This is a genomic window from Bacillus sp. LR_5 (genome assembly GCF_042709275.1).
This window is the reverse complement of sequence record NZ_JAVAXX010000071.1, coordinates 1-25,726: the sequence shown is the minus strand read 5'-3', so window position 1 is coordinate 25,726 and position 25,726 is coordinate 1. Positions and strand designations below refer to the sequence as shown.

The following is a 25,726-nucleotide window of genomic DNA, read 5'->3' as shown; positions in this document are numbered from 1 at the left end:
TTCGAAAAAACAAACGCCAAAAAGCATAGGATTAAGGGCTTTCCTATGCTTTTATGAAGCAGTTTTTTCAGCAGCGGATACAAAACATCCGGTAGCTGATCAACATCCGGGACAAATATACTGAATTTTCCGTACATATCCTGGATCGTCTTCATTTGCGATTCTTCTATTTCTGAGTTGGAGAGAAAAACATTTATCACTTCTATTCCTCTTTTTCGGGCTTCGATAACCGCCTCACTTGTATCGACGATCCCATTTTGTTCGTAGCCAAATGCGGCCGGCTCTCCATCTGAGAAAACAATTAAGAACTTTTGCGCCTCGCTGCGATGCAGCATTTTTTTCGTCATCTGCCTAATTGCGTACCCGTCACGGTTATCTTCTTCTGGCTCAAGCTGCATAATGGCCGGTCCAGACTCTTGTCTTAATGATGATTGGAAGGGAATAACCGTATTGAAATAGTTTGGCTGGCTTGTTTCGGTCGCATCATTTGTGTCCTCCCAGAAACCGACAATCTGATGCGGAACCGCTACCGATTTCAACGCTTCGTGAAACAGCACGATTCCTCGTTTTGTTTCGTCCATTTTGTCGAACATGCTGGCTGAACAATCGACCAGCAATGTAAAAACTGCGTCGATTTCTGAAGATGGTTCTTGCTTTTTGTAGAACAGGCGCGGATTTCGCTCAGTGAAGTAACGAAGAAGCTTATTGTTCAGTCTCCCAGCATGAAGGTCTGTTCTCGGCAATGTTTTTTTATGCTCAAGCGTTTTTTGAATCATTTGTTTCAAACGCTTTTGATACGATTCAATCGTTTTTGCCTGCTGTTTATAAGAAAGCTCTTCTTCACTGGTTGCCGGCTGCGGTTCTTTATAAATTGGAAATGCATATTTATTTTCTTTGCCGTCAGCCATACCCGCTCCGTTCGGCTGGTCTTTTTGGGACTCCAGCGCTTCCAGCTTGGAATAGTCTTTCCGTTTCGTTTGTCTGGCTGATCCTTGAACAGAGCCAAGGGCCTGATCTCCATCGTCGCCTTCCCTTGAAGCATCTTTTCCTAAATCTGATTTTGCGCCGTGTTCAATATCAAATTGAAGGAAGCTTTTAGACGGTGCTTCTGTTTCCCGGTGCCATGTCGGCATTTCTTCTTCATGGATATCCTCATCACCGTCTGATTTTTTTGGAAGCGTGATGTCATCACTCAGCTTCGGCGCTTTTTTCTCTTCTTCAAATAACGGCTGTTCTGCAGCTTTTGCGTAGTCAAGCTCAGGCAAAAAGAAGTAGGTGTTCAACATGTCTTTATCGAGCACCTCTTCAAGTCCGTCCATGAGGTCCTCAACAATTTTCAGAACCTGCCGTGTCGAATCTGCTTCATACACACGCAAGAGCTGCTGCTCAATAAACGGGCGCATCAGATCGATATCTTCACGCATGGACGGAAGGGTCTCAAGCGGCGATTCCGCTGTGAGCTTGACATAGATCGCGCAAAAGAGCGCATCGGTAAAAATGCTTCGTTCCAAATTTAAGGTCAGCTGGGTAGAGAAATGTTTTCTGTACATGTCTTTTCGCTTCGCAAATACATGTTTCGTACCCGGACGCTCATGTTTGATGCGTTCTTCGATCCTAATGTCTTCAAGCAGCATAAAGAGCTGCTTGGCAAAACTTTTAAACGTAAGATGGCGATGGATATCATTCAAAAAGTTCGCAAACTCATGCAGCGAGCTATATCTTGTTCCGACTGAACGCAGGTAGACGTCGCTTTTCAGACCCGCTTCCATGTCCTCAGCTGCCCTGTCTTTCCAAAAGTGGCTCATATAGATTTTCTTTTCAAATGGATTGTAATAGGACTGAACGCCATACTCCACTTCTACCGCTTCACTCTTGGTGAGTGTTTTGGCCAAATCAGTCAGCATCATAAATAAAAATGAATCAATCGTGCTGTCGTTAAATTTGATAAATTTCATCGCAGCCCCCTCATTCAAATAGAGTTTCTGCAATATTTCGGACGGCCGCTTTTTCCCGATCATCATCAAGCTTTTCTACAATTCCCCGCTCAATGGCACGACGCGGCGGAATATAAGCAGCTAAATCACATGTATCGATTAAAGCTCTGATGGATGCCGCTTCTTCAGACACCTGTCCGTTATTGGCCTGAACGATCAAGTCAGAGGAAAGCGTGATAAATCTGTCAATCAATTTCTCGTCTTTCAAGGCTGACTGAGACATGAGCACTTGTTTCAGCAGCTCGCCTTTAATATAAGGCACATCAATGATGACAAAACGGTTTTTCAACGCTTCATTCAGAGGAACAGTTCCGACATAGCCTTCATTGATGGCTGCAATGACTCCGAAACCGCTTTTAGCCCGTATGACCTCGCCTGTAAACGGATTTGTCATCATTTTTCTGTAATCTAATACACCGTTTAAAATAGGCAGTGTTTCCGGCTTCGCCATATTGATTTCATCTATATAAAGAAAATGGCCTTCCTTCATTGCCTTTGTAACAGGTCCTGAAACAAACTCGATTGTCGCCTGACCAGATTGATTTTCAATCGTTTTATAACCGACCAATGCCTCAGCGTCCAAGTCGACTGAACAGTTGACGCTGTGCATCGGTTTATGAAAATAGCTGGACAATGTTTCTGCCAGCTTTGTTTTTCCTGAACCTGTAGGCCCTTTCAGCAGGACATTTTTCCCCATGGCTAATGCAATAATGGCGTCAAATAAAATGGCTTCATCCTCCGCCTCATAGCCTGATGTTCCTATAAGCGATTGAAACTCCGGGGAAATAGGCTGCTCTTTATATGATAAAAGCTTTTGTTGTATATCTTCCGGCAATGTTAAGTGCTGTAGTTGAGTTGTCATAGACAGATTCCCTTTCCTATTCATATTCCATTAACGAGTATACTAAAAAAGCCCCTGTATGCTCAATACAAAAGGGCTTGGATGATATTACTGCTTCTCGTTATTTCCCAAAAGGGCTCCGCAGACAATACGCGCACCGGAATTGCCGCTTGGGTTTGTCAGATAATCGTCCGCTTGTTCATGAATAATAAATGCACTTCCGTCCTCGTCGAGAATATTTAGTTTACTTCCTTTTTTCAGTGAAGTGTCAGGCGCATTCATTATGACATCTACCTTTCCATCAGCACCGACTTCAAGGTTCGGCAGATCTCCGGCATGATGCCCCATCGGATTATTGAAGCCGTGTTCTTTGTTCAGTGGATTAAAGGGACCGCCCGCTGATTCAAAATCCGGCCTGACACAAGAACCTTTCTCATAAATATGAAAACCGAGAGAAGCACCTGGACGCAGGCTGTTTGCGGAAATATGAATATCGAGGCCTTCATCATCTGATTCTTTGATCTCTATAAAGCCGACTGCTTTCCCTTCACGATTGACCAACTGGACATGATGACCAAACGCTGACGTTTCAACCACTTTTTTTTCCGGCACCCGGTTAGGAGGGTCTGGAGTTTTTTTTTGTCCGCATCCGGCAACTCCCAGTGCCGTCAGCATCATCAACAGCAAGAGACGGTACATACTGTCTCCCCCTTGTTTTTTCTAACAGTGTGGTCAATCATTGTCTGGTATAAACAAAAAAGCCTATAAAAGGCTTTTTGTCATACTCATTTTTAAAAATAACTTCTTGCGCCCAAGTACCGCTGTTTCCAATACGAATTGCTGAGATTGGAAATGTCGACGCCCGATGAGCTTGCATGAATAAAATCACCGCCGCCTAGATAAATCCCCATGTGAGACGGGCCGGATTTATATGTGGTAAAGAAGACAAAGTCTCCTACTGACGGCTGGCTGACTTTCTGCATGACATTCCAATATCCTGCCGTACTCAATCTTGATATAGATGATACATTATTAATGAGGTAATAAATGAAGCCGCTGCAATCAAAACCGGCAGGCGTGTTTCCGCCCCATCGGTAAGGCACTCCGACATATTTTTTCGCTTCCGTTATCATTCTGTCAATCTTCGAACCTATTTGAATGTTTGACCCTGAGTTATCTTTTGGCTTTGTTGGCTTTGTCGGATTTGAAGGATTAGATTTTGATGCTCCCGAAATAGTCAGAACCTGCCCGATTTGCAACACATCCGATGATAAATTGTTTTTATCACGGATGCTTTGGACAGTGACTCCGAGCCGATTTGCAATTTTCCACAGCGAATCGCCTGCTTTTACCTTGTACGTCGTTGTTTTTGAGGGATTGGAGTTTGACGGCTTTTTGGAACCGCTGTTTCCGTTCTTAGGTGAACTGCTTCCTTTTATTTTGAGCACCTGTTTAGGATAAAGTGTATCTGATGTTAAGCCATTTAAGGCTTTTAATTCGGCTACAGTCATATTTAAGCTGTTTGCGATTTTCCACAGTGAGTCACCAAGCTTGACCGTATATGTACTTTTTGAAGAACCTGAAGAATTGGAACCGCTGTTTTTCTTTGATCCATTTGATCCGCTTGAACTGCTTGTCCCTTTGATCTTAAGCTTTTGCCCCGGACGAATCAGGTCACTGCTCAGACTGTTTAAGCTTTTAAGCTCAGAAACACTCATTTTATGATTTTTAGCAATCATCCATAGGGAATCACCATATGCAACTGTGTATGTTGATGTTTTGCTTGAATTAGATGGGGATGTCGTGCTTTTTTTGCTGCTTTCAGGAACCTTAAGGCTTTGTCCGACATAAAGCACCGTTGATTTCAATTTGTTTTCGGATTTCAGAGCTGATATTGTCGTATCATACTGGCGGGAAAGTTTCCAAAGAGAGTCACCGCTTTTTACTTTTATCGTTTTTGCTTCCGCGAGTGCTGCGGCCATCGACGACCCAACAACTGCAGAAACAGCCAAACCGGCTACAATCTTCTTTTTCATTCATTCAACCTCCTAAACTGTTTTTTTGCAAAAACAGCTAGTATTTTGTTTCCAAAAATGGCACACAACTGTTTTATCGTCAATTTTTCAGCAAATTAAACCCTTTTCAAACATTTGGCAGCATTTTCAGCATCGTTCGACCTTTAAACCTTCAAATAAACATCTAACATTTTACATAAGCACGATATGTTTTTCGAAAGTCTAAGGAACTATTTAAGTGAGGGTAAAAATGATGGTTTTCTATTGATGAACGAAGCAGTTTCTCCTCCTTTCTTGTCTATTTTTCTAATCAATTCTCTATCGGCGTGTCAAATCCCTTCCTCTGCATTCTTATGAAATGGCAAAAAGCCTGTTCTTTCGATAAGAACAGGCTTTTACACTATGCATTTGCTGATTGAGTTTTTTGTTTTACAGCTTCAAGAATGCTATCGGCCGCTTTTTTAGAGCCGCCTGCCGCTTTCAGTGATTGTCCAATTTCTTTTGCCTTTTCAGCATACGAACGATTATTCATTACATCTTGTATCGTCTCTTTCAGAAGGCTTTCAGATAATTCTTCTTTTTTTAACACTTTTCCTGCGCCGACTTTTTCCACCTGATCTGCGACAACAAATTGGTCGCCTCCCATCGGAATGACAACGAGCGGGGTTTCAAAATACAAACCTTCACTTGTGCTGTTCATTCCGCCGTGTGTCACAAATAAGCTGGCTCTTTTCAAGATCTCAAGCTGAGGGACATACGGGCGTACAATGAAATTCTCCGGAATGTCGTTTAACTCACTTGTTTTAATATGCTTGCCGATAGAAAGCACAACTTTACCGTCAAAGTCCTTACAAACCTCAAGGCATTGATTAAAAAACTGCTTTTGATTATTAAAAATGGTTCCCATTGAAATAAACAGCACGTTTTCATTGTCAATCTGATCAAATGGGAAATCATTGTTTCCGGCTCTTTCTGTAATGGAAGGACCGACAAATACATATCGCTCGCCAAATTGCTCAGCCAGTGGCTGAAATCCCCTTGATGTAAAGACGATTGTCAAGTCACCATCAGCTAAAAAAACATCAAATGGCTTCTTGATCTCTGCTTGAAAATCAGCATTTAAAGTTTCTGCAAGCTGCTGGTATGATTCATAATGAGGCGAATCTTCAAGTGATCCTTTCATGTACGCTCCCATCATTTCCTTCGCAAATTCCTCATTCATCGCAAAGGTTGTACACAATGAAAATCTTGGCAGCTTCAGCAGGTTGGCAATGACTTTACCCGCGAGAAGATGGTGATCATATATGACATAATCATACGATTCATGTTTGACTTCCTCATAAATATGAGTCGCGATATCCTTACAGGCTTTCAAAAAAGCGCAGAGCATTTCTGTGAAATCTCTTTCTTCATCGCCGGTTGCGTTTTTCCCGAAGTAATCTCCTCTGAAATCATGATACTCACGAAACTCTATATCAAGAGCTGTGATTTTTTCTTTATATTCCTTCACTGCGTAGTACGTAATGTTTTCTCCCCGGGATTTCAGCTCCTTCATCACACCGATAGAGGGATTAATATGCCCTTCACCGGGAAAACCGATCATTAATACATTAGCCATGCGACAGCACCCTTCCTTTGAAAATTTATGTAATATTTTATACGGTACTATAAATACATAAACAGGTAAAGTATTTCACTTAATTAATATTCATTACATATAACTTTTCTACCAGTTTATATTTCCTGTCTTCAAGACAAAAAGCATTCAGCTTGAAGCGAATGCTTTAATAAAGATACGAATTCAGTCATTTTGTCTCATGATAGGATTCTTAATCAGGCCCTTTTTATTATTTTTACGTTCTTGGTGAAATTAACGGATATAATACACCGTCTTTGGCAAACGACATCTTCCCTGTTTCCTCTGAAACCACGAGCACCAGTGCATCCGTATAGCCCGACATACCGAGAGCCGCCCGGTGCCGGGTTCCCAAATGGATATCCACTTCCTTCGTCGTCAGCGGGAGCACATTGGCTGCTGACACGAGTTTGTTTTCCCTCACTAACAAAGCGCCGTCATGAAGAGGGTTTCCGGGGAAAAAGATGCTTTCAATTAATGAAGAGCTGATCTCGGCGTGTAGGGAGGTGCCTTTTTGAATAAAATGTTCAACCGGATCTGCTCTTTCAATCACAATTAAAGCTCCATGCTTATGTTCCGATAAGGCTTTAATCGCCTTGGCCAGCTCAATAAATGCCGGCGTAAATTCCTCAATGTATGATTGCAAATAAAAGGAGGATGCGATCCCCTGCATGTCCTGAAAAATGTGCCCTAATTCATCTAATTCACAAAGGAGACACTGGTCTTTTTCGTGAAGCGTTTTCAAGATTAGAGATGCATCACCTAATATTTGCTCTAGGTACACCTGTATTTTCCCCTTGAACGCATTTTCTGATATCTGCTCATAGCGCATAATCTTCATCTCCTGTTCAAATTTCCAACTTTTCACGAATGCTTATCTTATTGATGCACATTCTATTGGTAAAGGAGGGATGTAAAGAATGGAAATCGAAAGAATCATTCAGTATATTTGCACCTTTTTAGGCGTGATTTCGCTTTCTTTTATTTATGCCCAAATGTTTAGAAAAACGAAACCGACAAAAAAAGAATAGGCCCGGCGTTCATTGCTTTTTATACATAAAATGTTATAATTTCTCTCGTTATGAAAAAGAAACGGAGATCAATGTATGAAAGAAACTCAAAACGCCCGGGAAAAAATCAAACAGCTCTTGCACATTTTAATACCGATATTCATTACCCAGGCGGGGCTTTCTCTTATGACTTTTCTAGATACGGTGATGTCAGGGAAAGTCAGCCCCGCTGATTTAGCTGGTGTCGCCATTGGCTCAAGCCTTTGGACCCCTGTTTACACAGGACTTGCAGGTATATTAATGGCGGTCACCCCGATTGTCGCTCAGTTATTAGGCGCAGAGAAAAAACAGAAGATTCCCTTTACTGTTTTACAAGCTGTATACGTGGCCGCGCTTCTTAGCATCGCCGTTTTAGTGATTGGATATGCTGCAGTTGACCTTATTCTTGGCCGATTGAATCTTGATATTCACGTGCATCAGATTGCTAAACACTTTTTAGGCTTTTTATCACTGGGAATTTTCCCTTTATTTGTTTACACCGTGTTGAGATCATTCATCGACTCATTAGGAAAAACGAGAGTCACCATGATGATTACACTCAGTTCTCTTCCAATCAATTTTGTATTGAATTATGTATTTATCTTCGGGAAGTTCGGAATGCCGGCACTTGGGGGTGTAGGCGCGGGGCTGGCATCCGCGTTAACTTACTGGTGTATCTGCATCATCAGTTTTTTCATTATTCATAAAAACGCACCGTTTTCTGAATACGGGATTTTTCTTACCATGTATAAGTTCTCTTGGAAAGCATGCAAAAATTTGCTCAAAATCGGGCTGCCTATTGGGTTCGCCGTGTTTTTTGAAACGAGCATTTTCGCAGCTGTCACGCTTCTAATGAGCCATTTTCATACAGTGACCATCGCGTCCCACCAGGCAGCCATGAATTTTGCGTCTCTTTTATATATGCTGCCGCTTAGCGTGTCCATGGCTCTAACAATTGTTGTCGGATTTGAAGCGGGTGCAGCCCGTTTTAAGGATGCACGCTCATATAGCTTAATCGGCATCATGATGGCGATCGGCTTTTCTTTGTTCACTGCCGCCTGTATCCTTTTATTCAGAGAGCAAATTGCGGGCATGTACACTTCTGACCCCAATGTGCTCCGGCTGACACAGCATTTTTTAATTTATGCGCTATTTTTTCAGCTTTCCGATGCTGTTGCCGCACCGATCCAGGGAGCACTCAGAGGGTACAAAGATGTGAACTATACACTTGCGGCCGCTTTTGTCTCTTACTGGGTCATTGGCCTTCCGGTCGGTTTTATGGTCGGTACGTTTACAAGCCTCGGTGCATTCGGCTATTGGATTGGATTAATAGCGGGACTCGCCGCCGGAGCAGTTGGGCTGTTTTTCAGGCTGGCAAAACTGCAAAAACGTTATTCGCAAAAACAACATATTTAAAAGAGGTGATCAATCATGGCAAAAAACAAAAAATTATTCGAGTATCTTTCCCAGCATGCGGAAACCATCAGTTCAACATGGTATGAAACAATCGAGGAGACTGATCCCAATTCCATTTATGCCTCAACAGACCCTGTTGTCATTCACAATTTAAAGAGCCAGAATCTTGCCTTTAACTATAAAATAAACCGTATTTTTATAGATGATGAGGACGTATACTTGCCTATACTGAAAGAATGGGCCTTTGAAGTCACACAGGATCAAGAGCATTTAAAAACTCCTATCCACTATATTATTCGGGAGTTTGTCAGAGTGAGAGATTTATATGTTTCCTATGTGAAAGAATTTGTCCATCTCAATCAGAATACTGTGAAAAGCGAAGAAGCCGAAGACCTGTATCACGCCCTTATAAAAGCGTTTGATCTTGTGATTCATATTTTTATAGAAGAAATGTACAAAAACACAAGCCTTCAGCTTCAGGCCCAAAAAGATATGATTACTGAATTGAGCGCTCCGGTCATCGTGCTGTTTCACAGCGTCGGACTGCTGCCTTTAATCGGAGATATTGATACAGTCCGCGCCAAGTTGATTATGGAAAACACACTGCATCAATGTGCGAAAAAAAAGGTGACACAACTGTATATTGATTTGTCAGGAGTAGCTGTGATTGATACGATGGTTGCCCATCAGCTGTTCAGTCTGATTGAGGCGCTTCGTTTAATCGGTGTTTCTTCAACTTTGTCTGGAATCCGTCCGGAAATCGCGCAAACAGCGGTTCAGCTAGGTTTGTCTTTCGAAGGTATTTCCTTGAGATCCACTCTCGCTTCAGCAATTGCATCGGACTTAAAATTAAAAAAGGTATAAGGCTTAAGGCCTTATACCTTTTTGATTAATCATTCCATTGATACGTCCAATATATTTCTTCTTCAAACCATGTTGCCATAACAGGTTCATTATTTTTCAATTTCTCTTCAAGCTCTCTGAGCATGCCTTCTGTTTGTGTGCGGTGAGCTCTTAACGCATTCATTTTAATATCAGCTACTTCTTTGATATCAAGCACGACATCAGCTTCGCCGAGAACCTCTTCTCTGTTGCGGGTAATGGCCATGCAGATTGTGCGCGGACGGTCTTCTTTCTTTTTGCGGTATAATGCACGGATAACCGCTTCCCCGCATGCATCATGGTCAGGGTGCACACCGTGTCCGGGATAAAATGTGACAATTAAACTTGGTTTTACATCATCTATGATCTCTTCCATGATATCAGCTAAATACTCATCATCTTCAAATTCGAGCGTTTTGTCACGGAGTCCAAGCATACGAAGGTCATTGATATCCATTTCTTTGCAAGCGTTGATGAGCTCTTGTTTTCTTAGCAGCGGCAACGTTTCACGATTCGCGAAAAATGGATCGCCCATATTTCTGCCCATTTCACCTAAAGTGGCGCAGGCATACGTAACGGGAATGTCTTTTTTTCTGTTTAAGGCAATTAGACCTGCCACTCCATATGATTCATCATCAGGGTGAGGCAGGATTACTAGTACATGTTCTTTCATTATTATTCACCCTTTTCTTTAAACTGTGAACGGTTTTTCGCTGATTTGCAGAGAAATAGCCAGTTTACCGCCCGGCAGGTGTCCCGCCATTAATAAACGGTTTTCTTCATCTACCGTGTATTCAGTCAAGCCTTCAGCATAAATCCAGCCTTCTTCTGTTTTCAAGCCAACGCGGTAAGGCCCGTTGCCTTTGATTTTTGCCTGATGATAAGTGACTTTTGCATTGCGGATATACGCAACAACCGTCATGTTCTTTTCATTTAAGTGCGCTGAATAAGAACCTGTGGTGGTTTCTAAATGGATATATACAGGGCGGTCCGCATATCGTTCTAAAGATGCTTGCACATCTTCTTTTATGATCGCTTTCATGATTGCTCCCCTCTTTCTTCTTTTAAATACTCTGCACGTTCTGTATGTAATTTGACCAGCTGATATTTCACAGCCGGTTCGAGCTGTGAATTCACAATGCGCTGAATCGCGGCAAAATATTTTTCCAGCATCGGTTTTCGGAGTCTTGGATGTGTTCGTTTATCCAAGAGCTCAAGATCAATCGCCTCTGCTACCGCTTCTGCGTCATCATGTGCGAGAGATCGGTTATTCCAAAGTGAAGCATAGGCTTTCACTATCTCTTTATCATTGTCCATCGTCTTGCTCCTTTATGACTTACATACATGAAATGATTATACATAATATATGCATCAGCTGAAAAGCCAAAGGCCTCAATGGCTTTTTGACGCCCGTTTCCACTTCACTTGTGAAAACGTAAACAAGAGCAGCGCAGCCCATATACAGCTGAATGTAAAAGCCTTCGAGCTTGAAAATGGCTCATGGTAAACAAACAGCCCGATCAGAAGAGTAATGGTCGGCGCAATATATTGTAAGATACCGACTTGATACAGTGGCAGCCGTTTCGCTCCTTCCGCAAACAATAAGAGCGGCAAAGCCGTAAACACACCGGCCAAAAAGAGAAGCAGCCACGTCCCTCCGCTTTCTGCACCCGCTGGCTGAACATGTCCGCTGAACAGCAAATACCCCAATGCAATGGGCATAATCATGAATGTTTCCAGCGTTAAACCGATGGCGCTCGGCAGGCTTGTTCTTTTTTTGCTTAACCCGTACAGCCCAAAGCTGAATGCGAGCAGAAGCGCAACATAAGGAATGGAGCCGTATTGGAACGCCGAGATGATGACACCGGCTGCCGCAATCGAAACGGCCACTAATTGCAGGCGATTCAGTTTTTCCTTTAAAAATAAAATCCCAAGGAGCACTGATACAAGCGGATTAATGTAATAGCCAAGACTAGCCTCAAGCAAAAAGCCATGGTTGACAGCCCATATGTATACAAACCAGTTGATCGAAATCAGGATAGAAGCAAGAAATAAAGAGAGGATCCCTCCGTTCTTTTTCAGAGAGCGCAGCTCCTGCCATCCTATTTTCCATTGCCGCAAGAAAAAAAGTACGATACACATAAAAACAAAAGACCATATAATACGATGAGCCAAAATATCAAGAGCCGGCAGCTGTTCGAGAAGCTTCCAATAGAGCGGAAACAGGCCCCACATGATAAAGGAAACGGCTGTGTAAATAACGCCTTTTTTTGTTTCTGAATATTGCATTTTATATCCCTGCCTTTCTTTAGAGCATCTTATATTATATCACGTGAAAGATCTGGCGGGCATATACTATTTTGTCCGTGAAGAAAGGATGTGAAGACAATGTTTGAGTGGAACAAGTACTTTCCTTTCCACAATCAATTTTCTAAAGAAGCATTAAAAAAAGCTGATCCGAAAGAAGTTGAAACGTATGTCAATCGTGTGATGGAAAGTGTGTTCGGCAGCGATTATGCGGCTCAATTTCCTTTCCGCGATCCTCTCCCCCAAAAAGAACAGCCCGCCAAACCTGATGCAAAACCTGATGTCAAACCTGATATTGATATATTCGAAACTGCAGACCATGTGTTTGTAAAGGTGCCAATCAGCGAAGAATGGCTGGAACAAGTGAGAATCAAACACACATCTCACGAATTATGGTTGGAAAACTTCCCAAGAGCAGATCATCCGAAAAAAGTAAATCTTCCTTGTTTAGTCAAACGCAAAGGAACAAAAGCCGTCTATAAGGATGGCCTTCTGGAAGTCATGTTTCAAAAACAGCAAGACTACAATATGTCCGAGGTAGAAATCATCCGATAAAAAACGGCCTGCAATCGATGCAGGCCGTTTTTTATTAATAGAAGCCGGGATATCCCCCGTATGGCACGCCGACACCAAAACCGTACGGTCCGCCTCCGTATCCATAAGGGCCAGGAGGATAGGCATAGGGACGAGAATAGTTAAACAGCGCACTCCCGAGAAAACCGCCTAATAAACCGCCGACTAGAGGAGCGCCAAACAAAAAAGGACTACGCGCCGGATATCCGGCTGGACCTGGGATTCCGCGATAATACGAATGATGAGGGTACATGATTTTTTCCTCCTTTATGTCTGCCTATACGTAAAGTATTCAGTAAGGAAGAAAAACGATTGGGCTACGGACTGTCTATGATTGTTACATCACAAGCCCTGCCAATAACACACAGCCGAGCCCTGTAACCGAAAGAACTGTTGTAAGCAGCGTCCAGGTTTGAAATGTTTCTTTCATGCTCAAGCCGAAAAATTCCTTTACCATCCAAAATCCTGCATCATTTACATGACACGCAATGACACTGCCGGCTCCTGTTGCAAGCACCATTAACGCGGGGTTTACACTGCCAGCCTCCATAAGCGGAGCTGCCATTCCCGCTGTGGTAAGCGCAGCCACGGTAGCAGAGCCTAGACACAGACGCAAAACCGCGGCGATGGTCCATGCAACGAATAGCGGCGACATGTTTGTTTGACGGAAAAAATCAGCGACATAATCGCCGACCCCGCCGTCAATCAGCACCTGTTTAAACGCTCCTCCCCCTCCTATGATGAGCAGCATCATCGCAATTTGCGAAATTGATTCTGAAATAGATCTGCTGATTTCCTGCATAGATATTTTACGGGCATATCCCATCGTATAGAGTGCAAGCAACAGCGAAATGAGCATTGCCGTTCCCGGAGTGCCGATAAATTCTATAATGTCTTTTCCTTTTGAATGTTCATTCAATAATAAAGAAAAAACTGTTGCCATTGCCATAAAGATAACCGGGAATAAAGACGTGACAGCACTGATCGCAAAGCCCGGTGTTTCATCCAGCTGAAATTCTTTCCTTGGTCCTAACCCCGATAAGTTTCCATGCTTTTGATACGCACCAGGAAAACGTTTCATCGCAAATTTATTAAATAAAGGCCCGGCAATCACAGTTGTCGGAACAGCGATGATGATTCCAAAAAGCAGCACCTGGCCAATATGAGCACCGTATGCAACTGAGATAGCAGTTGGAGCAGGATGCGGGGGCAAAAATCCGTGAGTAACATTTAAGGCGGCGGCCATCGGGATTCCCAGATACAGAAAAGGCATTTTTAATTCTTTAGCAATCGCGTAAACAATCGGTATCAACAGAACAAGACCCACTTCAAAAAACAGCGCAATACCGATGATAAAAGAGGCAACTACAACCGCCGCCTGTATTCGTTTCCTCCCGAATTTGTCAATCAGCGTAATGGCAATCCGGTAGCCGCCCCCAGCATCAGAGACAAGCCTCCCAAGCATCGCGCCAAGTCCAAACACTAAAGCTAAATGCCCCAGCTGCCCGCCAATTCCAGTCTCAATTGAAAGAACAATTTTATTGATATCCATTCCAAGTCCGATGGCTACTAAAAATGAAACGACAATCAGTGAGACAAAGGTATTTAATTTTACTTTAATAATGAGAAATAACAGAATCAGCACTCCGACAGCAACAATTAAAATCGGCATGGTACCCCTCCACCAAATGTGTTTTAAAAATGAATATCATGACAATGTTTCGGCACTTTAAAAAGAAAACGTTTTCACCAATAACTAAAAAAACGTCTTGGTTATATAATTGTCATCTTTTGGTTAACTAGTATATTCATACTAATCTCCTAATCTAGGACTGTCAATTGTTTTATGAGTTTTTCTCGATTACCTATCGCCTGTCTAAATATTTTTAGTTATATGTTGATTAACTTTTGGTTATGTGTTATGTTTTTTATCAAGTAAGCAGCCAATCTAAATCTATTTATTGTCTGAAAGCAAATCACAATGTGAAAACAAACGGATTACAACTTCACAAGAGGAGGAATTCACATGCCATTATTACGTTTCGATTTAATTGAAGGCCGTGACGAAAAATCACTGCAATTGTTATTAGATACTGCCCACCAAGCAATGGTCGAAGCGTTTGGTGTTCCGGAAAGAGACCGTTATCAAATTGTCCATCAGCATCCGGAAAATGAGCTTATTATCCAGGATACAGGATTAGGGTTTCAAAGAAGCAAAGATCTAGTCATCATCAGTATGACAAGCAAAACAAGAACAGAAAGCCAAAAGGAAAAATTGTATGCCCTGCTGGCTGAAAAGCTAGAAGCAGAATGCGGTATTTCCCCAGAAGACCTAATGGTTTCCATTACCGAGAATGGTGACGCAGACTGGAGTTTCGGACTCGGTGAGGCGCAATTTTTGAATGGAAAACTATAAAATAATGAAACATAGTAAAAGAGAGAGCTTCAGCAGAGGCTCTCTCTTTTATTCTCTCATTTCTTTTTGACAAAAGCGGAAATCATCAGAACGAAAACAGCCAGCAAGACGAAGTATAACGGAGTGATCCAAATTTGGTGGATAGAGCCTAGATCTCCTTTTTTACATCCAGTTTCGATGCCAATGTAATTCCAATGGAAGCTGACCGGGTTTAAATATAAAATTTCAGAATTCATTCTGACAAATATAAAAAGTCATGTAAACGGTATGAACCACCCCTTACATGACTTTATCATTGAAACAAAGGCTCGTTCCCCGAGCCCTTTCCTTATTTCTCTTCTTCGCACACTGTGTCACCGGGCTCGCAAAATTGGTCGGCCCATGCCTGCATCTCTTGGAATACAGCTTGAAGCGCTGTTCCTTTTTCAGTCAGCGTGTAGATGACTTTGACCGGCGTTTCAGGGAGAACCTGCCGTTCGACGATCTCGTTTTGTTCAAGCTCCTTAAGGCGCTCTGCGAGCATTTTTTGGCTGATCATCGGAATTGTTTCCGTTATCTCTTTAAACCGTTTCGGCCCATCCATAAGCACATGGATGATCAGACCGTTCCATCGTTTTCCCAACAATGAGAAAGCGGATTCCATTTTAGGGCACATTGTATTTCCCACAAGTCCTCATCCCTTCATCTATTGATTGACATGTATTCAATGATCCATTACAATAATCTTTCAAGTTACATTTAGTAAGCTTCTAACTTTTCTATTATCATACCACGTTTATCCGAAGGAGGAAACACTATGACGAATACTCTGGATGTTTTGAAAGCACGTGCATCTGTAAAGGAATATGATACAAATGCCCCGATCTCTAAAGAGGAGCTTACCGAGCTATTGGACCTTGCCGTTAAAGCGCCTTCAGCTTGGAACCTTCAGCATTGGCATTTCACTGTATTTCACAGCGATGAATCAAAAGCAACGCTTCTTCCTATAGCGTATAATCAAAAACAAATCGTTGAGTCTTCTGCTGTTGTTGCCATTTTAGGCGATTTAAAAGCAAATGAAAACGGTGAAGAAGTTTACGCTGAATTAGCAAGCCAAGGCTATATTACAGATGAAATCAAACAAACATTGCTCGGCCAAATCAACGGTGCCTACCAAAGCGAGCAATTCGCACGTGATTCCGCTTTCTTAAATGCTTCTTTAGCAGCTATGCAGCTTATGATTGCCGCAAAAGCAAAAGGTTATGACACTTGCGCAATCGGCGGATTTAACAAAGAGCAGTTCCAAAAGCAATTTGATATCAGTGAGCGCTATGTACCGGTTATGCTTATTTCAATCGGAAAAGCAGTGAAACCTGCTCATCAAAGCAATCGCTTACCGCTTTCAAAAGTGTCAACTTGGCTGTAAGGATATGAAAAAACCTTAGTCCGAATTACGGACTAAGGTTTTTTTAAACAATCGCATCTTTGTACCATTCACGAGCCTGTTCAGCTTCATGCTGAGTCAGCTGATGGCCCCCATCCTGCCAGTAAACGGAGGCTGATGCCCCGCTGTCACGTAAATAGCGGTGAAGCTCTTCTGATTCTTCCTTCGTGCAGAGAGGGTCGTATTTCCCGGCACCGATAAAAACAGGGAGTCCAGTCATATCAGGTAGCTTGATACCGCGAATCGGAACCATCGGATGATGCAGAATAGCCCCTTTTAAAACATCTTTATAATGGAAAAGAAGGCTTGCCGCAATATTTGCGCCGTTTGAATAACCGACCGCAATCACTCGGCCGCGGTCAAATTGATGCGTTTCTGCAGCCTCATCGATAAAATTTTTCAATTCCCTTGTGCGCTCCACGAGATCCTTTTCATCAAAGACACCTTCACTCAGGCGTTTGAAAAATCGCGGCATTCCATTTTCAAGCACCGATCCTCTAACACCAAGCAAATGGGCATGAGGGTCTATAAACCGTCCTAATGAAAGCAGATCGTGTTCATTTCCGCCAGTGCCATGTAACAGCAAAAGCACATTGTCAGATGTCCCTTTTTCATAAATATACTTCATTGTAAAATCCCCTTTCTAAAGTTCAGGCAAAATGTCTGTAATTTGTTGTCTATGTTTCTCCAGCCATTCAGGCAGTTTTAATGAGGTTCCCAGCTCATCAAACGTTTCATCTGTCATAAAGCCAGGTTCATCTGTGGCGATTTCAAATAAGATACCGCCTTTTTCCCTGAAATAAATGGATGTAAAGTATTCTCTGTCAAGGATTTCTGACGAAGGAAGATGGTTTTCCGCAATAATCGGCAGCCAATTCGCCTGTTCCTCTTTTGTTGTCCGAAACGCTACATGGTGTACCGTGCCATAACCTCCTCCCCCTCTTTTTTCAGGGTGTAGATGCACGTCAATGACGCCACCAATGGTCGCTGAGGATGTCAATCTGACAATCTGGCCTTCTTCCGCCGCTTTGGTGTATCCAAAGCTTTCCGTTAACAATTGAATGGTCGCCTGCGGGTCATAGGAATACAGCAGCACGCCTTTCATTCCCGTAATCGCTTCATATTGTGAAATGCCGTCAGGCGTCCACTCGCTTTTCCCGCTTTTCGCATCCTCCATAATCGCTAGCGGAAGGTCTTCCGTATCATCAAAAATAAGACCCTTTTCACCGAATAACGTTTTCTCCTCTAAGTTCAACCCGTTTTTCTCAAGACGTTCCTTCCAAAAAGTCAGGGAGCCCTTAGGAACTGAAAAGTACACCCGGCCCGCTTGGCCTTTGCCTACCGTTCCCTGTCCGCTTCCTTGGAACGGAAAAAAGGTCATAATTGTACCGGGATCTCCATTTTGATTCCCGAAGTAAAAATGATACGTTCCGGGATCATCAAAGTTTACTGTTTTTTTAACAAGCCGCAGCCCGAGCACTTCTGTATAAAATCGCAAGTTTTCTTGCGGATCTCTGGCAAATGCTGTGACATGGTGCAATCCTTCTGTTTTCATTTTCCCACTCCTATTTATCTCGATTTCAAGATATTTATTATTTTAAACCTTTATTGAAGAGGATGCAAACCATGTGTTTTGATTAAATAATTGAAAAAATCATTTTTTTCTAATAATTATCTTGTGATCTTTTCTTACAACTGCTATTATAGTGAGCATTATCATGATTCAGGAGGAAAGTAAATGGTTAAAAAAGCACTTATTGTTATTCTCATTCTTTTGCCATTCGTTCAGCTTGCGCTATTGCCGCTTGTGAATCGAATTGAACCGATTATTTTCGGCCTTCCGTTTTTCCACTTTTGGCTGCTGCTGTGGATTATCATTACGCCGTTATGCTCGTTTGGCATTTACCAGATGCAAAAAAAAGATGGAGGACTTGAATAATGCAAGGGAATCTGACTGCACTTCTCATTACAGCTATTATCGTTTTAACTGTTGTCTGTATCGGGTTTCTCGCCGGAAGAGACAAATCCTCACGCACTTCGGTGGAAGAATGGTCTGTCGGCGGCAGACGCTTCGGCGGTCTTCTCGTCTGGTTTTTAGTAGGCGCCGACCTCTATACGGCCTATACTTTCTTAGGGTTAACCAGTACTGCTTTTACAGGCGGAAGTGTTGCATTTTTCGCCATTCCTTATTCTGTCTTGGCCTACTTTATCGCCTACTTCTTCCTGCCGAAACTTTGGAAAGTTGCGAAAATTCACAAATTAACAACACTCGCAGATTACGCACGGGAACGTTTTGACAGTAAGCTTTTAGCAAGCCTTGTTGCCATCGTCGGTGTGCTCATGCTTATTCCGTACATATGCCTTCAGCTGAGCGGCATTCAAGATACGCTCCAAGTTGCCGGCACCGGGTATATTAACGTAAAATTCGTTGTCATCATCTCATTTATTCTTGTTGCTCTTTACACGTTTTTCAGCGGGATTAAAGGGCCTACCTTTACAGCCATCATTAAAGACATTTTAGTATGGGTTATTATGCTGTTTATGGTGGTGTCCCTCCCTCTCATTCATTTTAACGGCTGGACACCAATGATTGACACGTTAGTGAAGGAAGCGCCGCAAATGCTGACGATACCGGCAGAAGGGCCAAAAGGCATTCCTTGGTTTATCACAGCATCTATTGTTTCCGCCCTGGCGCTTTTTATGTGGGCACATGCCGCTACAGGAGTTTTCACAGCGAAAAGCGCCGATGCAGTAAGAAAAAACAGCATGTTTTTGCCGCTTTATAACATTGTGTTAATTTTGGTCATTTTTCTTGGCTTTATCGCCTTTCTTGTCCTGCCGGAAGATACAAACCCAAGACTGGCGCTGCTGCATTTGATTCAAACATCATACGGCGGCGTGGCACAAGGTTTTGCATATGCCACGATCGCTCTTGCTTCTTTGATTCCTTGTTCCATCATGGCAATCGGGGCATCAAATTTGTTCGCCAATAACTTGTACCGCGATTTGATTCATCCGAATGTGTCTCAAAGCAAGCTGACCCTTATCACACGTTCAATGGTGTTTGTTGTCATCGGCCTTGCGCTTCTGTTTGGAATGCTGTTCCCGACTGCCTTAGTGACACTTCAGCTATTAGGTGTATCCGGCATGGTGCAAATCTTCCCGGCAATTGCTGTCAGCCTATTCTGGAAGCATCAAACGAAAGAAGCGACGGTTATCGGATTATTAGTCGGCCTTGCAGTAACGTTTATTGTGTATACCACTCAATCCGCACATGGCATTTATGAAGGGTTCTGGGGATTGGCCGCCAACATCATCGCTGTGGTTATTCTGAATCCGCTGTTCGTCAAGAAGGCAGGATCCAATCCTGTCATTGAAGGTTTATTTGGTAAAAAACAAGACGCTGACCCGAATCAAAAGGGTGCATAAAAAAACCATACGCGGTAGCCGCGTATGGTTTTTTTACATTTCTTTTTTCAGTGTTTCAATTGCCTTCTCCATTTGCGTATCATTATTTGCGAGCTTCTTTTGAAGTTCTGTCATTAATTTCGTTGTTGTATCACCAGTCAGTACACCTGTTTCTTTCAGCTTCTCTTTTTTCTGGAACTGTTTAACCACAGATACAAAATCCTGGTCATACGTACTGTTAACCTTTACCTTGTAGCCAAGTGCTTTGAACATTTTCTGAGCTACTTTGACGTTTGTGCCTGAATCACCTGATTTGTACGTTTTATCCGCGTCCAAATACGGCAGCTTCGCGTAATCAGGCAGCTCTGCTTTCACTTGAGGCTTGATGCCTTTTTTGTGAATCCATTCACCGTCGGCAGTCAGCCATTTGGCGACTGTCAGTTTGACGGTAGAGCCATCATCATATTCTTTTGCTGTTTGAACCGTGCCTTTGCCAAATGTCGTTTCGCCGATTAACGGTATGCCTGACGATTCATGAAGGGCAGCGGCCATAATTTCCGCGGCGCTGGCTGTGCCGTCATTTACTAAAACAACAGTCGGCTTGGTCACTTTTCGATCTTTTTCGGCCTTCATGACTTCTTTTGAACCGTTTTTGTATTCAACCTGCATGATGTTTTTCCCTTTATCAATAAACAGGTTGCTCATCGTAATCGCCTGGTCCATTAAGCCGCCCGGGTTGCCCCTCAAGTCTAAAATATAGCCTTTGGCGCCTTTTTTCTCTAAACTGTCAATCGCATCTGTCAGCTCTTTAGCAGTTGTTTCAGAGAAAGAAGTGATTTGGATTTCGCCGATGTTGTTGTCTTTCATCTCGGAATAGACGGTTTCTACAGGAATGGTATCGCGCTTAATGGAAAGATCGATATTTCCAACTCCCGCTCTGTTCAGCTCAAGCTTCACTTTTGTGCCCTTTTTGCCTCGGATTAAAGCGACGGCTTCATTTACATTCATGCCTTTAACGCTTTTTCCGTTCACCTTTAGGATTTGGTCCTTCGGTTTGATTCCGGCTTTTTCAGCAGGTGAACCTTTAATTGGCGACACAATAAGGATTTCTCCGTCTTTCTCCTCTACTTGGGCTCCGATTCCTTCAAAGGATGCAGAAATCGTCTCGTCGAATGATTTTGCTGCCTCTTGATCCATATATGTGGAATACGGATCATCCAGAGACTGAATCATTCCTTTAATTGCTCCGTCTACTAATTTGTCATCATCTGTTTTTTGGTAATAATCACTTTTGATTTGCTCATACGCTTTATTTAATTTGTCGAACTTGCTGTCTCCCATGCTTGCTGATGTTTGGCCTAGGATGCTGGAATTGCCCGTAATAAATAAAGTAAGCGCCGAAGCGACAACCGCAGTGATCAGCACAATAAAAAACAGTTTTAATTGCCGTTTCAATTAAACACCACCTTTTTCTTCTTACAATATTATCATGGACGAATACTTATTCGTCAACTCGGAGCAGAAATGAAAGAGAAACGCCCTTCTTTCGCTTTTCATAAACCTATGTCTCTATACGACATATGATAAAGAAAAAGGAGGATTTGATATTGAGCCGATATTTAGAAATGCTGTCCTTATTCGGTGTCGCAGGAGCACATCCAGGTGGGCTCGCTTTTTCAAAAGCGGTCTTGCAAAAGGCTGCGCCCTCCCCGAATCAGCCGATTCTTGATGCCGGATGCGGAACAGGCCAAACTGCGGCTTATTTAGGACATTTGCTGTATCCTGTAACAGTCGTTGATAAAGACCCTATCATGCTTGAGAAAGCAAAAAAAAGATTTGCAAATGAAGGGCTTGCCATCCCTGCATATCAGGCGGAGCTGGCACACCTCCCGTTTTCTTCTGAGTCCTTTTCCTGCGTCCTGTCAGAATCGGTCCTCAGTTTTTCCCATCTGACATCCTCACTTCAAGAAATTTCAAGAGTATTGAAGCCCGGCGGGATGCTGATTGGTATAGAAGCAGCTTTAAAAAAACCGATGCCCCCTGCAGAAAAACAGCAAATGATGGATTTCTACGGTTTTACTTGTTTACATGAAGAAACCGAGTGGCATAAAAACTTGAAGTCTTATGGCTTTCAAAGTACTAAAGCGATAACACTTCTTCCGGATGACATGGAATTTGAGCCAACGACAGAAATGGATTTATCGCAAACGATTGCTCCTATTTATTACGATACGCTTCAAACACATTATGAACTCATGCAGATATATAGTGAGTATATGGGTCATTGTATCTTTATCGCGTATAAGTAAAACGGCGTATCGCCCCCTGTTTTCGTCCAACCTTTTTTCCCTATCTATCATATGCTGATAGAAAGTCAGTTTAGGAGGGAAACAATATTGGAGAGATATTACCATCTTTGCCGAAACCATCAAGGTAAAGTCGTCAGAATTACAGAGAGGGGCGGAAGAGTTCACGTCGGCAGAATTACCCGTGTCACAAGAGACAAAGTTTATATAGCTCCGACCGGCGCAGGGCCAAGAGGCTTCGGTTACGGATATTGGGGCGGTTATTGGGGATATGGAGCAGCTTATGGTATTTCCCTCGGTTTAATTGCAGGAGTGGCTCTGGCTGGTTTATTCTTCTGGTAAGCGTAGAATAAATATCTGATCAATTGCTAGATTCACCAGACACAATGAAGCCCGCTTATCAATTGTAAGCGGGCTTTCTCTTTTAGATTTTCTTCACTTTTTCAAAGTATTCTTCGAGCGTTAAATCATTATCTTGCATGACCTTTGCGGCCTTTTTGCCTACATAACGCAGGTGCCATGGCTCATATTCATATTTCGTGATATCCTCTTTATTTTTCGGATAGCGAATGATAAAGCCATATTTATAAGCATTGTCCTGTACCCATTTTCCGTCGGCCGTGCTTCCGAACGCTTCATTTAGCTCAAAGCCATTGCTCCGGCTCGAAATGTCCATCGCAAGGCCTGTTTGGTGCTCGCTTTCACCCGGGTAAGCGACCGCTTCCTTTGCCTTCTTTTCCCCTTTTAGGCTTACTTCATTGTCAAAAATGACTTTCTGTCTATCGTACGAACGGTACCCCGAGACAGCTGCCAATTCATAGCCTTCCTTTTTCGCAGCATCGAACATCGTTTTTAATGCGTCGGCCGCTTCCTTTCTGATGTAACGCTTTTGAATCTTTTCTTCAAAAGAAAACTCTACATCAGGTATGACTAGATCGCCAGGTTCATAGTTTCCGGGCAGTGCGTATTGTTTATTGACAAGCGCGAGTATATTTTCTGGATTTTGAATGGTTTCCAGACCGTCTACTTTTTTAGTATCATTGAAATATTTGCTTTCCAATGAAAACTCACTGTCTTGAGTGTTTGTTTTTTTGCTGTCAGTTGTTTGTTGTTCTGTTTGCTTTGTTTCTGCTGTGGTTTTCGTATCCTTTTGAGCATCTCCATTCGACATGCTGCAGCCGGCTCCGACTATTGCCGTTACACTCAGAGCGGCAGCCAGTGAGAACCATTTACCGGACTTTTTCATATTACATTACCTTCCTTTTATCAATCGTTTCCGCATTCACAAAGAAGAGGCTGCCGGCACCCAGCACGCCTCTTGATTTATTTTATTGTGATACGGAATGTAAAGCCACTTCTATCATATCATGAAAAGTAGTTTGACGCTCTTCCGCTGTTGTTTCTTCTCCTGTTAATACGTGATCACTCACGGTGAGGATTGACAGCGCTTTTCTTCCGTGCTTCGCTGCTAATGTATACAATGCAGTTGTTTCCATTTCAACGCCCAGCACACCGTATTTTGCAAGCTTTTCGATTTGCGAATCGTCGTTGTAGAACTGGTCAGCTGTAAATACGCTTCCTACCGCCACCGGGACGCCTTTATCTTTTGCAGCATCATAGGCATTTTTTAAAAGCTCGAAATCTGCGCAAGGCGCAAAATCAATGCTTCCGAAAGCGACTCTGTTCATTTGTGAATCAGTTGAGGAGGTCATCGCCAAAATGACGTCTCGCACTTTGACATCTTTACGGATAGCGCCGCAAGAACCTACTCTTATTAGATTTTGCACGTCATAGCTTTGAATTAATTCATTCACATAAATTGAAATAGACGGAACGCCCATTCCCGTGCCTTGCACGGAGATTTTTTTGCCTTTATATGTACCCGTAAATCCATACATGCCTCTGACTTCATTGTAGCATTCTACATTTTCAAGATACGTTTCAGCAATAAATTTTGCTCTGAGAGGATCTCCCGGCAAAAGCACTGTGTCCGCAATCTGTCCTTTTTCAGCACCTATATGTACACTCATCTCATATCCTCCTGTAAATCTAAATTATCATCCAGTCCGTTCATTTTACAACGAATGTCATGGTGTGACAAACTTCAGCATTGATTATAAAGGAATCTGGCGAAAAAAGAAATGTTCCAAGGCCGTTTGGGCACTTCCTGAGAAAAACGGGATAATCGAGGTGTTTATTTGAAAACCTAACCGCAGGAAGGAGGGATGAGACATGGGTAAAAAACAGCGCAACCGGATCACCGGCCAAAAAAAGAACAATCATATACCCGCAAAAGATGTAATTGCAGCTGAAGAGGCGCACGGGAAAGAGTATTCCGCGGCCAAACGCAAGCCTTAAACTGCAGAAAACTGCGGAAATCCGCAGTTTTCTTTTCATTATGTCGTTTGTACAATTAAACGATTAATTTTCCTCCATCCGGCAGGAAGCAGCTTGTAATATGTTTTCCCTTTTCTGCCTTCATCAATCAAAATCACGTCCCCTGTGGCCATAAATCTCGCATCATAATCACTTGGAACGGTGTCAAATACATTAAATAAAGAGAATGCTCTTTTCAGTACGTCTTGATGATCGCTCCCGTTGAGTTCAGTTCGATAGACGGCTCTGTAGCCCTTTTTTTCGCCAAACCGGGGTGTCTGAAATATTGTCACGTCATAGGAACAAGACTTCTTTTTAAACACGGATAACATCATCAAGATCCCCTCCCTTTTATTTCTTTAACATATTGGCGTTTTTGTCACGTTTTCCTCTCTCTATTTTTGTCGAAACCGCTCCATCTTTTCGTCAAAACCTTTTACTAGGAAAAACAGCAGCAAACCAAGACTAAAGCCTCCTAACACGTCGGTTACAAAATGAACCCCAAGATAGACTCTGCTTATGCCGACCAAAACTGTAATTAAACCGGCTATGGTATATACTATTTTTTTATGTTTGGACAAAAATGGGAGGTGTTTCACTAAAAAGTAGGCAATGACAGGATAGACACAGGCAGCATTCATGGAATGGCCGCTCGGAAAGCTGAAGGATGATTCATGAACCAGTGGTGCAAAATCAGGCCTCACTCGTTCGATCCATTCTTTTAAGACTTTGTTTAACAGCCGATCCGCACCGAATACCAAGAGCATCAAAAGGCCGTCCCATGTTTTTCTGTAAAAAAACAGACCCGCTCCAATGATCACGATAAGAGGGAGCAGAATAGAAGAAGCACCAAGATGTGTTATCCCTGTCATGACATCATTAAGCCATGGCTGACGGATCAAAACAGCTGCCTTGCTTATCGCTTCATCCGCTGATTGAACAGCATTTGTATGAATGGCCACAGCTAGAAAAAGAAAGAAAAGAAACAGACTAACGGGCTTGTACAACAATTTAACCACCTCGATTTTCACAGAAGTCATAGATCACGAATAATAAAACCGGAGCTGATCGCTCCGGTTTTAAA

30 protein-coding genes are annotated in these 25,726 nt (G+C 42.7%); 10 read left to right on the top strand and 20 right to left on the bottom strand.

Annotation, left to right across the window (positions count from 1 at the left end):
* The 6 genes from RAC86_RS16130 to cdaS all read right to left on the bottom strand — a co-directional run.
* Positions 1-1,955 (bottom strand): nitric oxide reductase activation protein NorD (locus RAC86_RS16130; RefSeq protein ID WP_377885863.1); only part of this gene is annotated, 1,955 nt, incomplete at its 3' end.
* Between the two features lie 10 nt (positions 1,956-1,965).
* On the bottom strand, positions 1,966-2,880 hold the full coding sequence (locus RAC86_RS16125; protein ID WP_010886530.1) for an AAA family ATPase: 915 nt from the start codon (positions 2,878-2,880) through the stop codon (positions 1,966-1,968).
* 63 nt (positions 2,881-2,943) lie between these two features.
* Positions 2,944-3,534 carry a superoxide dismutase family protein gene (locus RAC86_RS16120; RefSeq protein ID WP_041053964.1) on the bottom strand — a complete coding sequence of 197 codons (591 nt, stop codon included), beginning with the start codon at positions 3,532-3,534 and terminating at the stop codon, positions 2,944-2,946.
* A 92-nt stretch (positions 3,535-3,626) separates the two neighbouring features.
* Entirely contained in the window at positions 3,627-4,871 is a 1,245-nt protein-coding gene (gene cwlS / locus RAC86_RS16115) for a D-gamma-glutamyl-meso-diaminopimelic acid endopeptidase CwlS (protein ID WP_377885862.1), read from the bottom strand.
* A 379-nt stretch (positions 4,872-5,250) separates the two neighbouring features.
* The gene (locus tag RAC86_RS16110) at positions 5,251-6,468 is read right to left on the bottom strand and encodes a macrolide family glycosyltransferase (RefSeq protein WP_345806259.1); all 1,218 of its coding nucleotides are present in this window, start codon (positions 6,466-6,468) and stop codon (positions 5,251-5,253) included.
* Positions 6,469-6,703: 235 nt separating this feature from the next.
* Entirely contained in the window at positions 6,704-7,327 is a 624-nt protein-coding gene (gene cdaS, locus RAC86_RS16105) for a cyclic di-AMP synthase CdaS (protein ID WP_072174170.1), read from the bottom strand.
* A 265-nt stretch (positions 7,328-7,592) separates the two neighbouring features.
* Between cdaS and RAC86_RS16100 the strand changes: the two genes are divergently transcribed.
* Positions 7,593-8,951: an MATE family efflux transporter gene (locus RAC86_RS16100; RefSeq protein WP_144500738.1), complete on the top strand. Its 1,359-nt coding sequence runs from the start codon at positions 7,593-7,595 to the stop codon at positions 8,949-8,951.
* A gap of 15 nt (positions 8,952-8,966) precedes the next feature.
* Positions 8,967-9,815 carry an RsbT co-antagonist RsbRC gene (rsbRC, locus tag RAC86_RS16095; RefSeq protein WP_003231216.1) on the top strand — a complete coding sequence of 283 codons (849 nt, stop codon included), beginning with the start codon at positions 8,967-8,969 and terminating at the stop codon, positions 9,813-9,815.
* A 25-nt stretch (positions 9,816-9,840) separates the two neighbouring features.
* Here rsbRC and bshB2 read toward each other — a convergent pair whose 3' ends face one another.
* The 4 genes from bshB2 to rarD form a co-directional block, all read right to left on the bottom strand.
* Positions 9,841-10,506, bottom strand: a complete 666-nt coding sequence (gene bshB2 / locus RAC86_RS16090; RefSeq protein WP_003231215.1) for a bacillithiol biosynthesis deacetylase BshB2 — start codon at positions 10,504-10,506, stop codon at positions 9,841-9,843.
* 18 nt (positions 10,507-10,524) lie between these two features.
* Entirely contained in the window at positions 10,525-10,875 is a 351-nt protein-coding gene (locus RAC86_RS16085) for a YojF family protein (RefSeq protein ID WP_003231213.1), read from the bottom strand.
* Positions 10,872-11,150, bottom strand: a complete 279-nt coding sequence (locus RAC86_RS16080) for a hypothetical protein (RefSeq protein WP_003231211.1) — start codon at positions 11,148-11,150, stop codon at positions 10,872-10,874. The genes RAC86_RS16085 and RAC86_RS16080 overlap by 4 nt, the downstream gene beginning before the upstream one ends.
* 75 nt (positions 11,151-11,225) lie before the next feature.
* The gene (gene rarD, locus RAC86_RS16075; RefSeq protein WP_015383877.1) at positions 11,226-12,122 is read right to left on the bottom strand and encodes an EamA family transporter RarD; all 897 of its coding nucleotides are present in this window, start codon (positions 12,120-12,122) and stop codon (positions 11,226-11,228) included.
* Between the two features lie 99 nt (positions 12,123-12,221).
* Here rarD and RAC86_RS16070 point away from each other — a divergent pair, with 99 nt between their 5' ends.
* The gene (locus RAC86_RS16070) at positions 12,222-12,695 is read left to right on the top strand and encodes an Hsp20/alpha crystallin family protein (RefSeq protein ID WP_015383878.1); all 474 of its coding nucleotides are present in this window, start codon (positions 12,222-12,224) and stop codon (positions 12,693-12,695) included.
* A 34-nt stretch (positions 12,696-12,729) separates the two neighbouring features.
* On the opposite strand, the gene RAC86_RS16065 is transcribed toward RAC86_RS16070, so the two are convergent.
* Entirely contained in the window at positions 12,730-12,966 is a 237-nt protein-coding gene (locus RAC86_RS16065; protein WP_377885861.1) for a hypothetical protein, read from the bottom strand.
* A gap of 84 nt (positions 12,967-13,050) precedes the next feature.
* Positions 13,051-14,385, bottom strand: a complete 1,335-nt coding sequence (locus RAC86_RS16060; RefSeq protein WP_038429153.1) for a gluconate:H+ symporter — start codon at positions 14,383-14,385, stop codon at positions 13,051-13,053.
* 354 nt (positions 14,386-14,739) lie between these two features.
* Between RAC86_RS16060 and RAC86_RS16055 the strand changes: the two genes are divergently transcribed.
* Positions 14,740-15,129, top strand: coding sequence for a tautomerase family protein (locus RAC86_RS16055; RefSeq protein ID WP_061188142.1), 390 nt, complete (start codon positions 14,740-14,742; stop codon positions 15,127-15,129).
* Positions 15,130-15,457: 328 nt separating this feature from the next.
* On the opposite strand, the gene yodB is transcribed toward RAC86_RS16055, so the two are convergent.
* Positions 15,458-15,796 carry a transcriptional regulator YodB gene (yodB, locus tag RAC86_RS16050; RefSeq protein ID WP_004399427.1) on the bottom strand — a complete coding sequence of 113 codons (339 nt, stop codon included), beginning with the start codon at positions 15,794-15,796 and terminating at the stop codon, positions 15,458-15,460.
* A 129-nt stretch (positions 15,797-15,925) separates the two neighbouring features.
* Here yodB and RAC86_RS16045 point away from each other — a divergent pair, with 129 nt between their 5' ends.
* The gene (locus RAC86_RS16045) at positions 15,926-16,534 is read left to right on the top strand and encodes a nitroreductase family protein (RefSeq protein WP_014114104.1); all 609 of its coding nucleotides are present in this window, start codon (positions 15,926-15,928) and stop codon (positions 16,532-16,534) included.
* A 43-nt stretch (positions 16,535-16,577) separates the two neighbouring features.
* Here RAC86_RS16045 and RAC86_RS16040 read toward each other — a convergent pair whose 3' ends face one another.
* Positions 16,578-17,180 (bottom strand): alpha/beta hydrolase, encoded by a 603-nt coding sequence (locus RAC86_RS16040; protein ID WP_061188141.1) that lies wholly within the window; start codon positions 17,178-17,180, stop codon positions 16,578-16,580.
* A gap of 15 nt (positions 17,181-17,195) precedes the next feature.
* Positions 17,196-18,107, bottom strand: coding sequence for a ring-cleaving dioxygenase (locus RAC86_RS16035; RefSeq protein WP_072566436.1), 912 nt, complete (start codon positions 18,105-18,107; stop codon positions 17,196-17,198).
* A gap of 183 nt (positions 18,108-18,290) precedes the next feature.
* On the opposite strand from RAC86_RS16035, the gene RAC86_RS16030 reads away from it, so the two are divergent.
* Together RAC86_RS16030 and RAC86_RS16025 are read left to right on the top strand one after the other, a co-directional pair.
* A complete protein-coding gene (locus RAC86_RS16030; RefSeq protein WP_014114107.1) occupies positions 18,291-18,491 on the top strand; it encodes a DUF3311 domain-containing protein in 201 nt (66 codons plus the stop codon).
* Positions 18,491-19,981 carry a sodium:solute symporter family protein gene (locus RAC86_RS16025; RefSeq protein WP_003220083.1) on the top strand — a complete coding sequence of 497 codons (1,491 nt, stop codon included), beginning with the start codon at positions 18,491-18,493 and terminating at the stop codon, positions 19,979-19,981. Before RAC86_RS16030 ends, RAC86_RS16025 begins: the two co-directional genes overlap by 1 nt.
* A 33-nt stretch (positions 19,982-20,014) precedes the next feature.
* Here the strand turns inward: RAC86_RS16025 and ctpA are convergent, their stop codons facing one another.
* The gene (gene ctpA / locus RAC86_RS16020) at positions 20,015-21,415 is read right to left on the bottom strand and encodes a carboxy-terminal processing protease CtpA (RefSeq protein ID WP_072566437.1); all 1,401 of its coding nucleotides are present in this window, start codon (positions 21,413-21,415) and stop codon (positions 20,015-20,017) included.
* Positions 21,416-21,567: 152 nt separating this feature from the next.
* Here ctpA and RAC86_RS16015 point away from each other — a divergent pair, with 152 nt between their 5' ends.
* Positions 21,568-22,269 carry a class I SAM-dependent methyltransferase gene (locus RAC86_RS16015; RefSeq protein ID WP_072183149.1) on the top strand — a complete coding sequence of 234 codons (702 nt, stop codon included), beginning with the start codon at positions 21,568-21,570 and terminating at the stop codon, positions 22,267-22,269.
* Positions 22,270-22,356: 87 nt separating this feature from the next.
* Positions 22,357-22,608 carry a KOW domain-containing RNA-binding protein gene (locus RAC86_RS16010; protein ID WP_014114110.1) on the top strand — a complete coding sequence of 84 codons (252 nt, stop codon included), beginning with the start codon at positions 22,357-22,359 and terminating at the stop codon, positions 22,606-22,608.
* 82 nt (positions 22,609-22,690) lie between these two features.
* On the opposite strand, the gene ldcB is transcribed toward RAC86_RS16010, so the two are convergent.
* Positions 22,691-23,512, bottom strand: coding sequence for an LD-carboxypeptidase LdcB (ldcB, locus tag RAC86_RS16005; protein WP_061188135.1), 822 nt, complete (start codon positions 23,510-23,512; stop codon positions 22,691-22,693).
* An 82-nt stretch (positions 23,513-23,594) separates the two neighbouring features.
* On the bottom strand, positions 23,595-24,296 hold the full coding sequence (deoD, locus tag RAC86_RS16000; protein ID WP_014114112.1) for a purine-nucleoside phosphorylase: 702 nt from the start codon (positions 24,294-24,296) through the stop codon (positions 23,595-23,597).
* 202 nt (positions 24,297-24,498) lie between these two features.
* On the opposite strand from deoD, the gene RAC86_RS15995 reads away from it, so the two are divergent.
* Complete coding sequence (locus RAC86_RS15995) at positions 24,499-24,624, top strand: hypothetical protein (protein ID WP_003218142.1); 126 nt, start codon at positions 24,499-24,501, stop codon at positions 24,622-24,624.
* Between the two features lie 38 nt (positions 24,625-24,662).
* Here RAC86_RS15995 and yodL read toward each other — a convergent pair whose 3' ends face one another.
* On the bottom strand, positions 24,663-24,977 hold the full coding sequence (gene yodL / locus RAC86_RS15990; protein WP_003218144.1) for a shape determination protein YodL: 315 nt from the start codon (positions 24,975-24,977) through the stop codon (positions 24,663-24,665).
* A gap of 60 nt (positions 24,978-25,037) precedes the next feature.
* Positions 25,038-25,649: a phosphatidylglycerophosphatase PgpB gene (gene pgpB / locus RAC86_RS15985; protein WP_072566438.1), complete on the bottom strand. Its 612-nt coding sequence runs from the start codon at positions 25,647-25,649 to the stop codon at positions 25,038-25,040.
* Positions 25,650-25,726 lie beyond the last annotated feature (77 nt).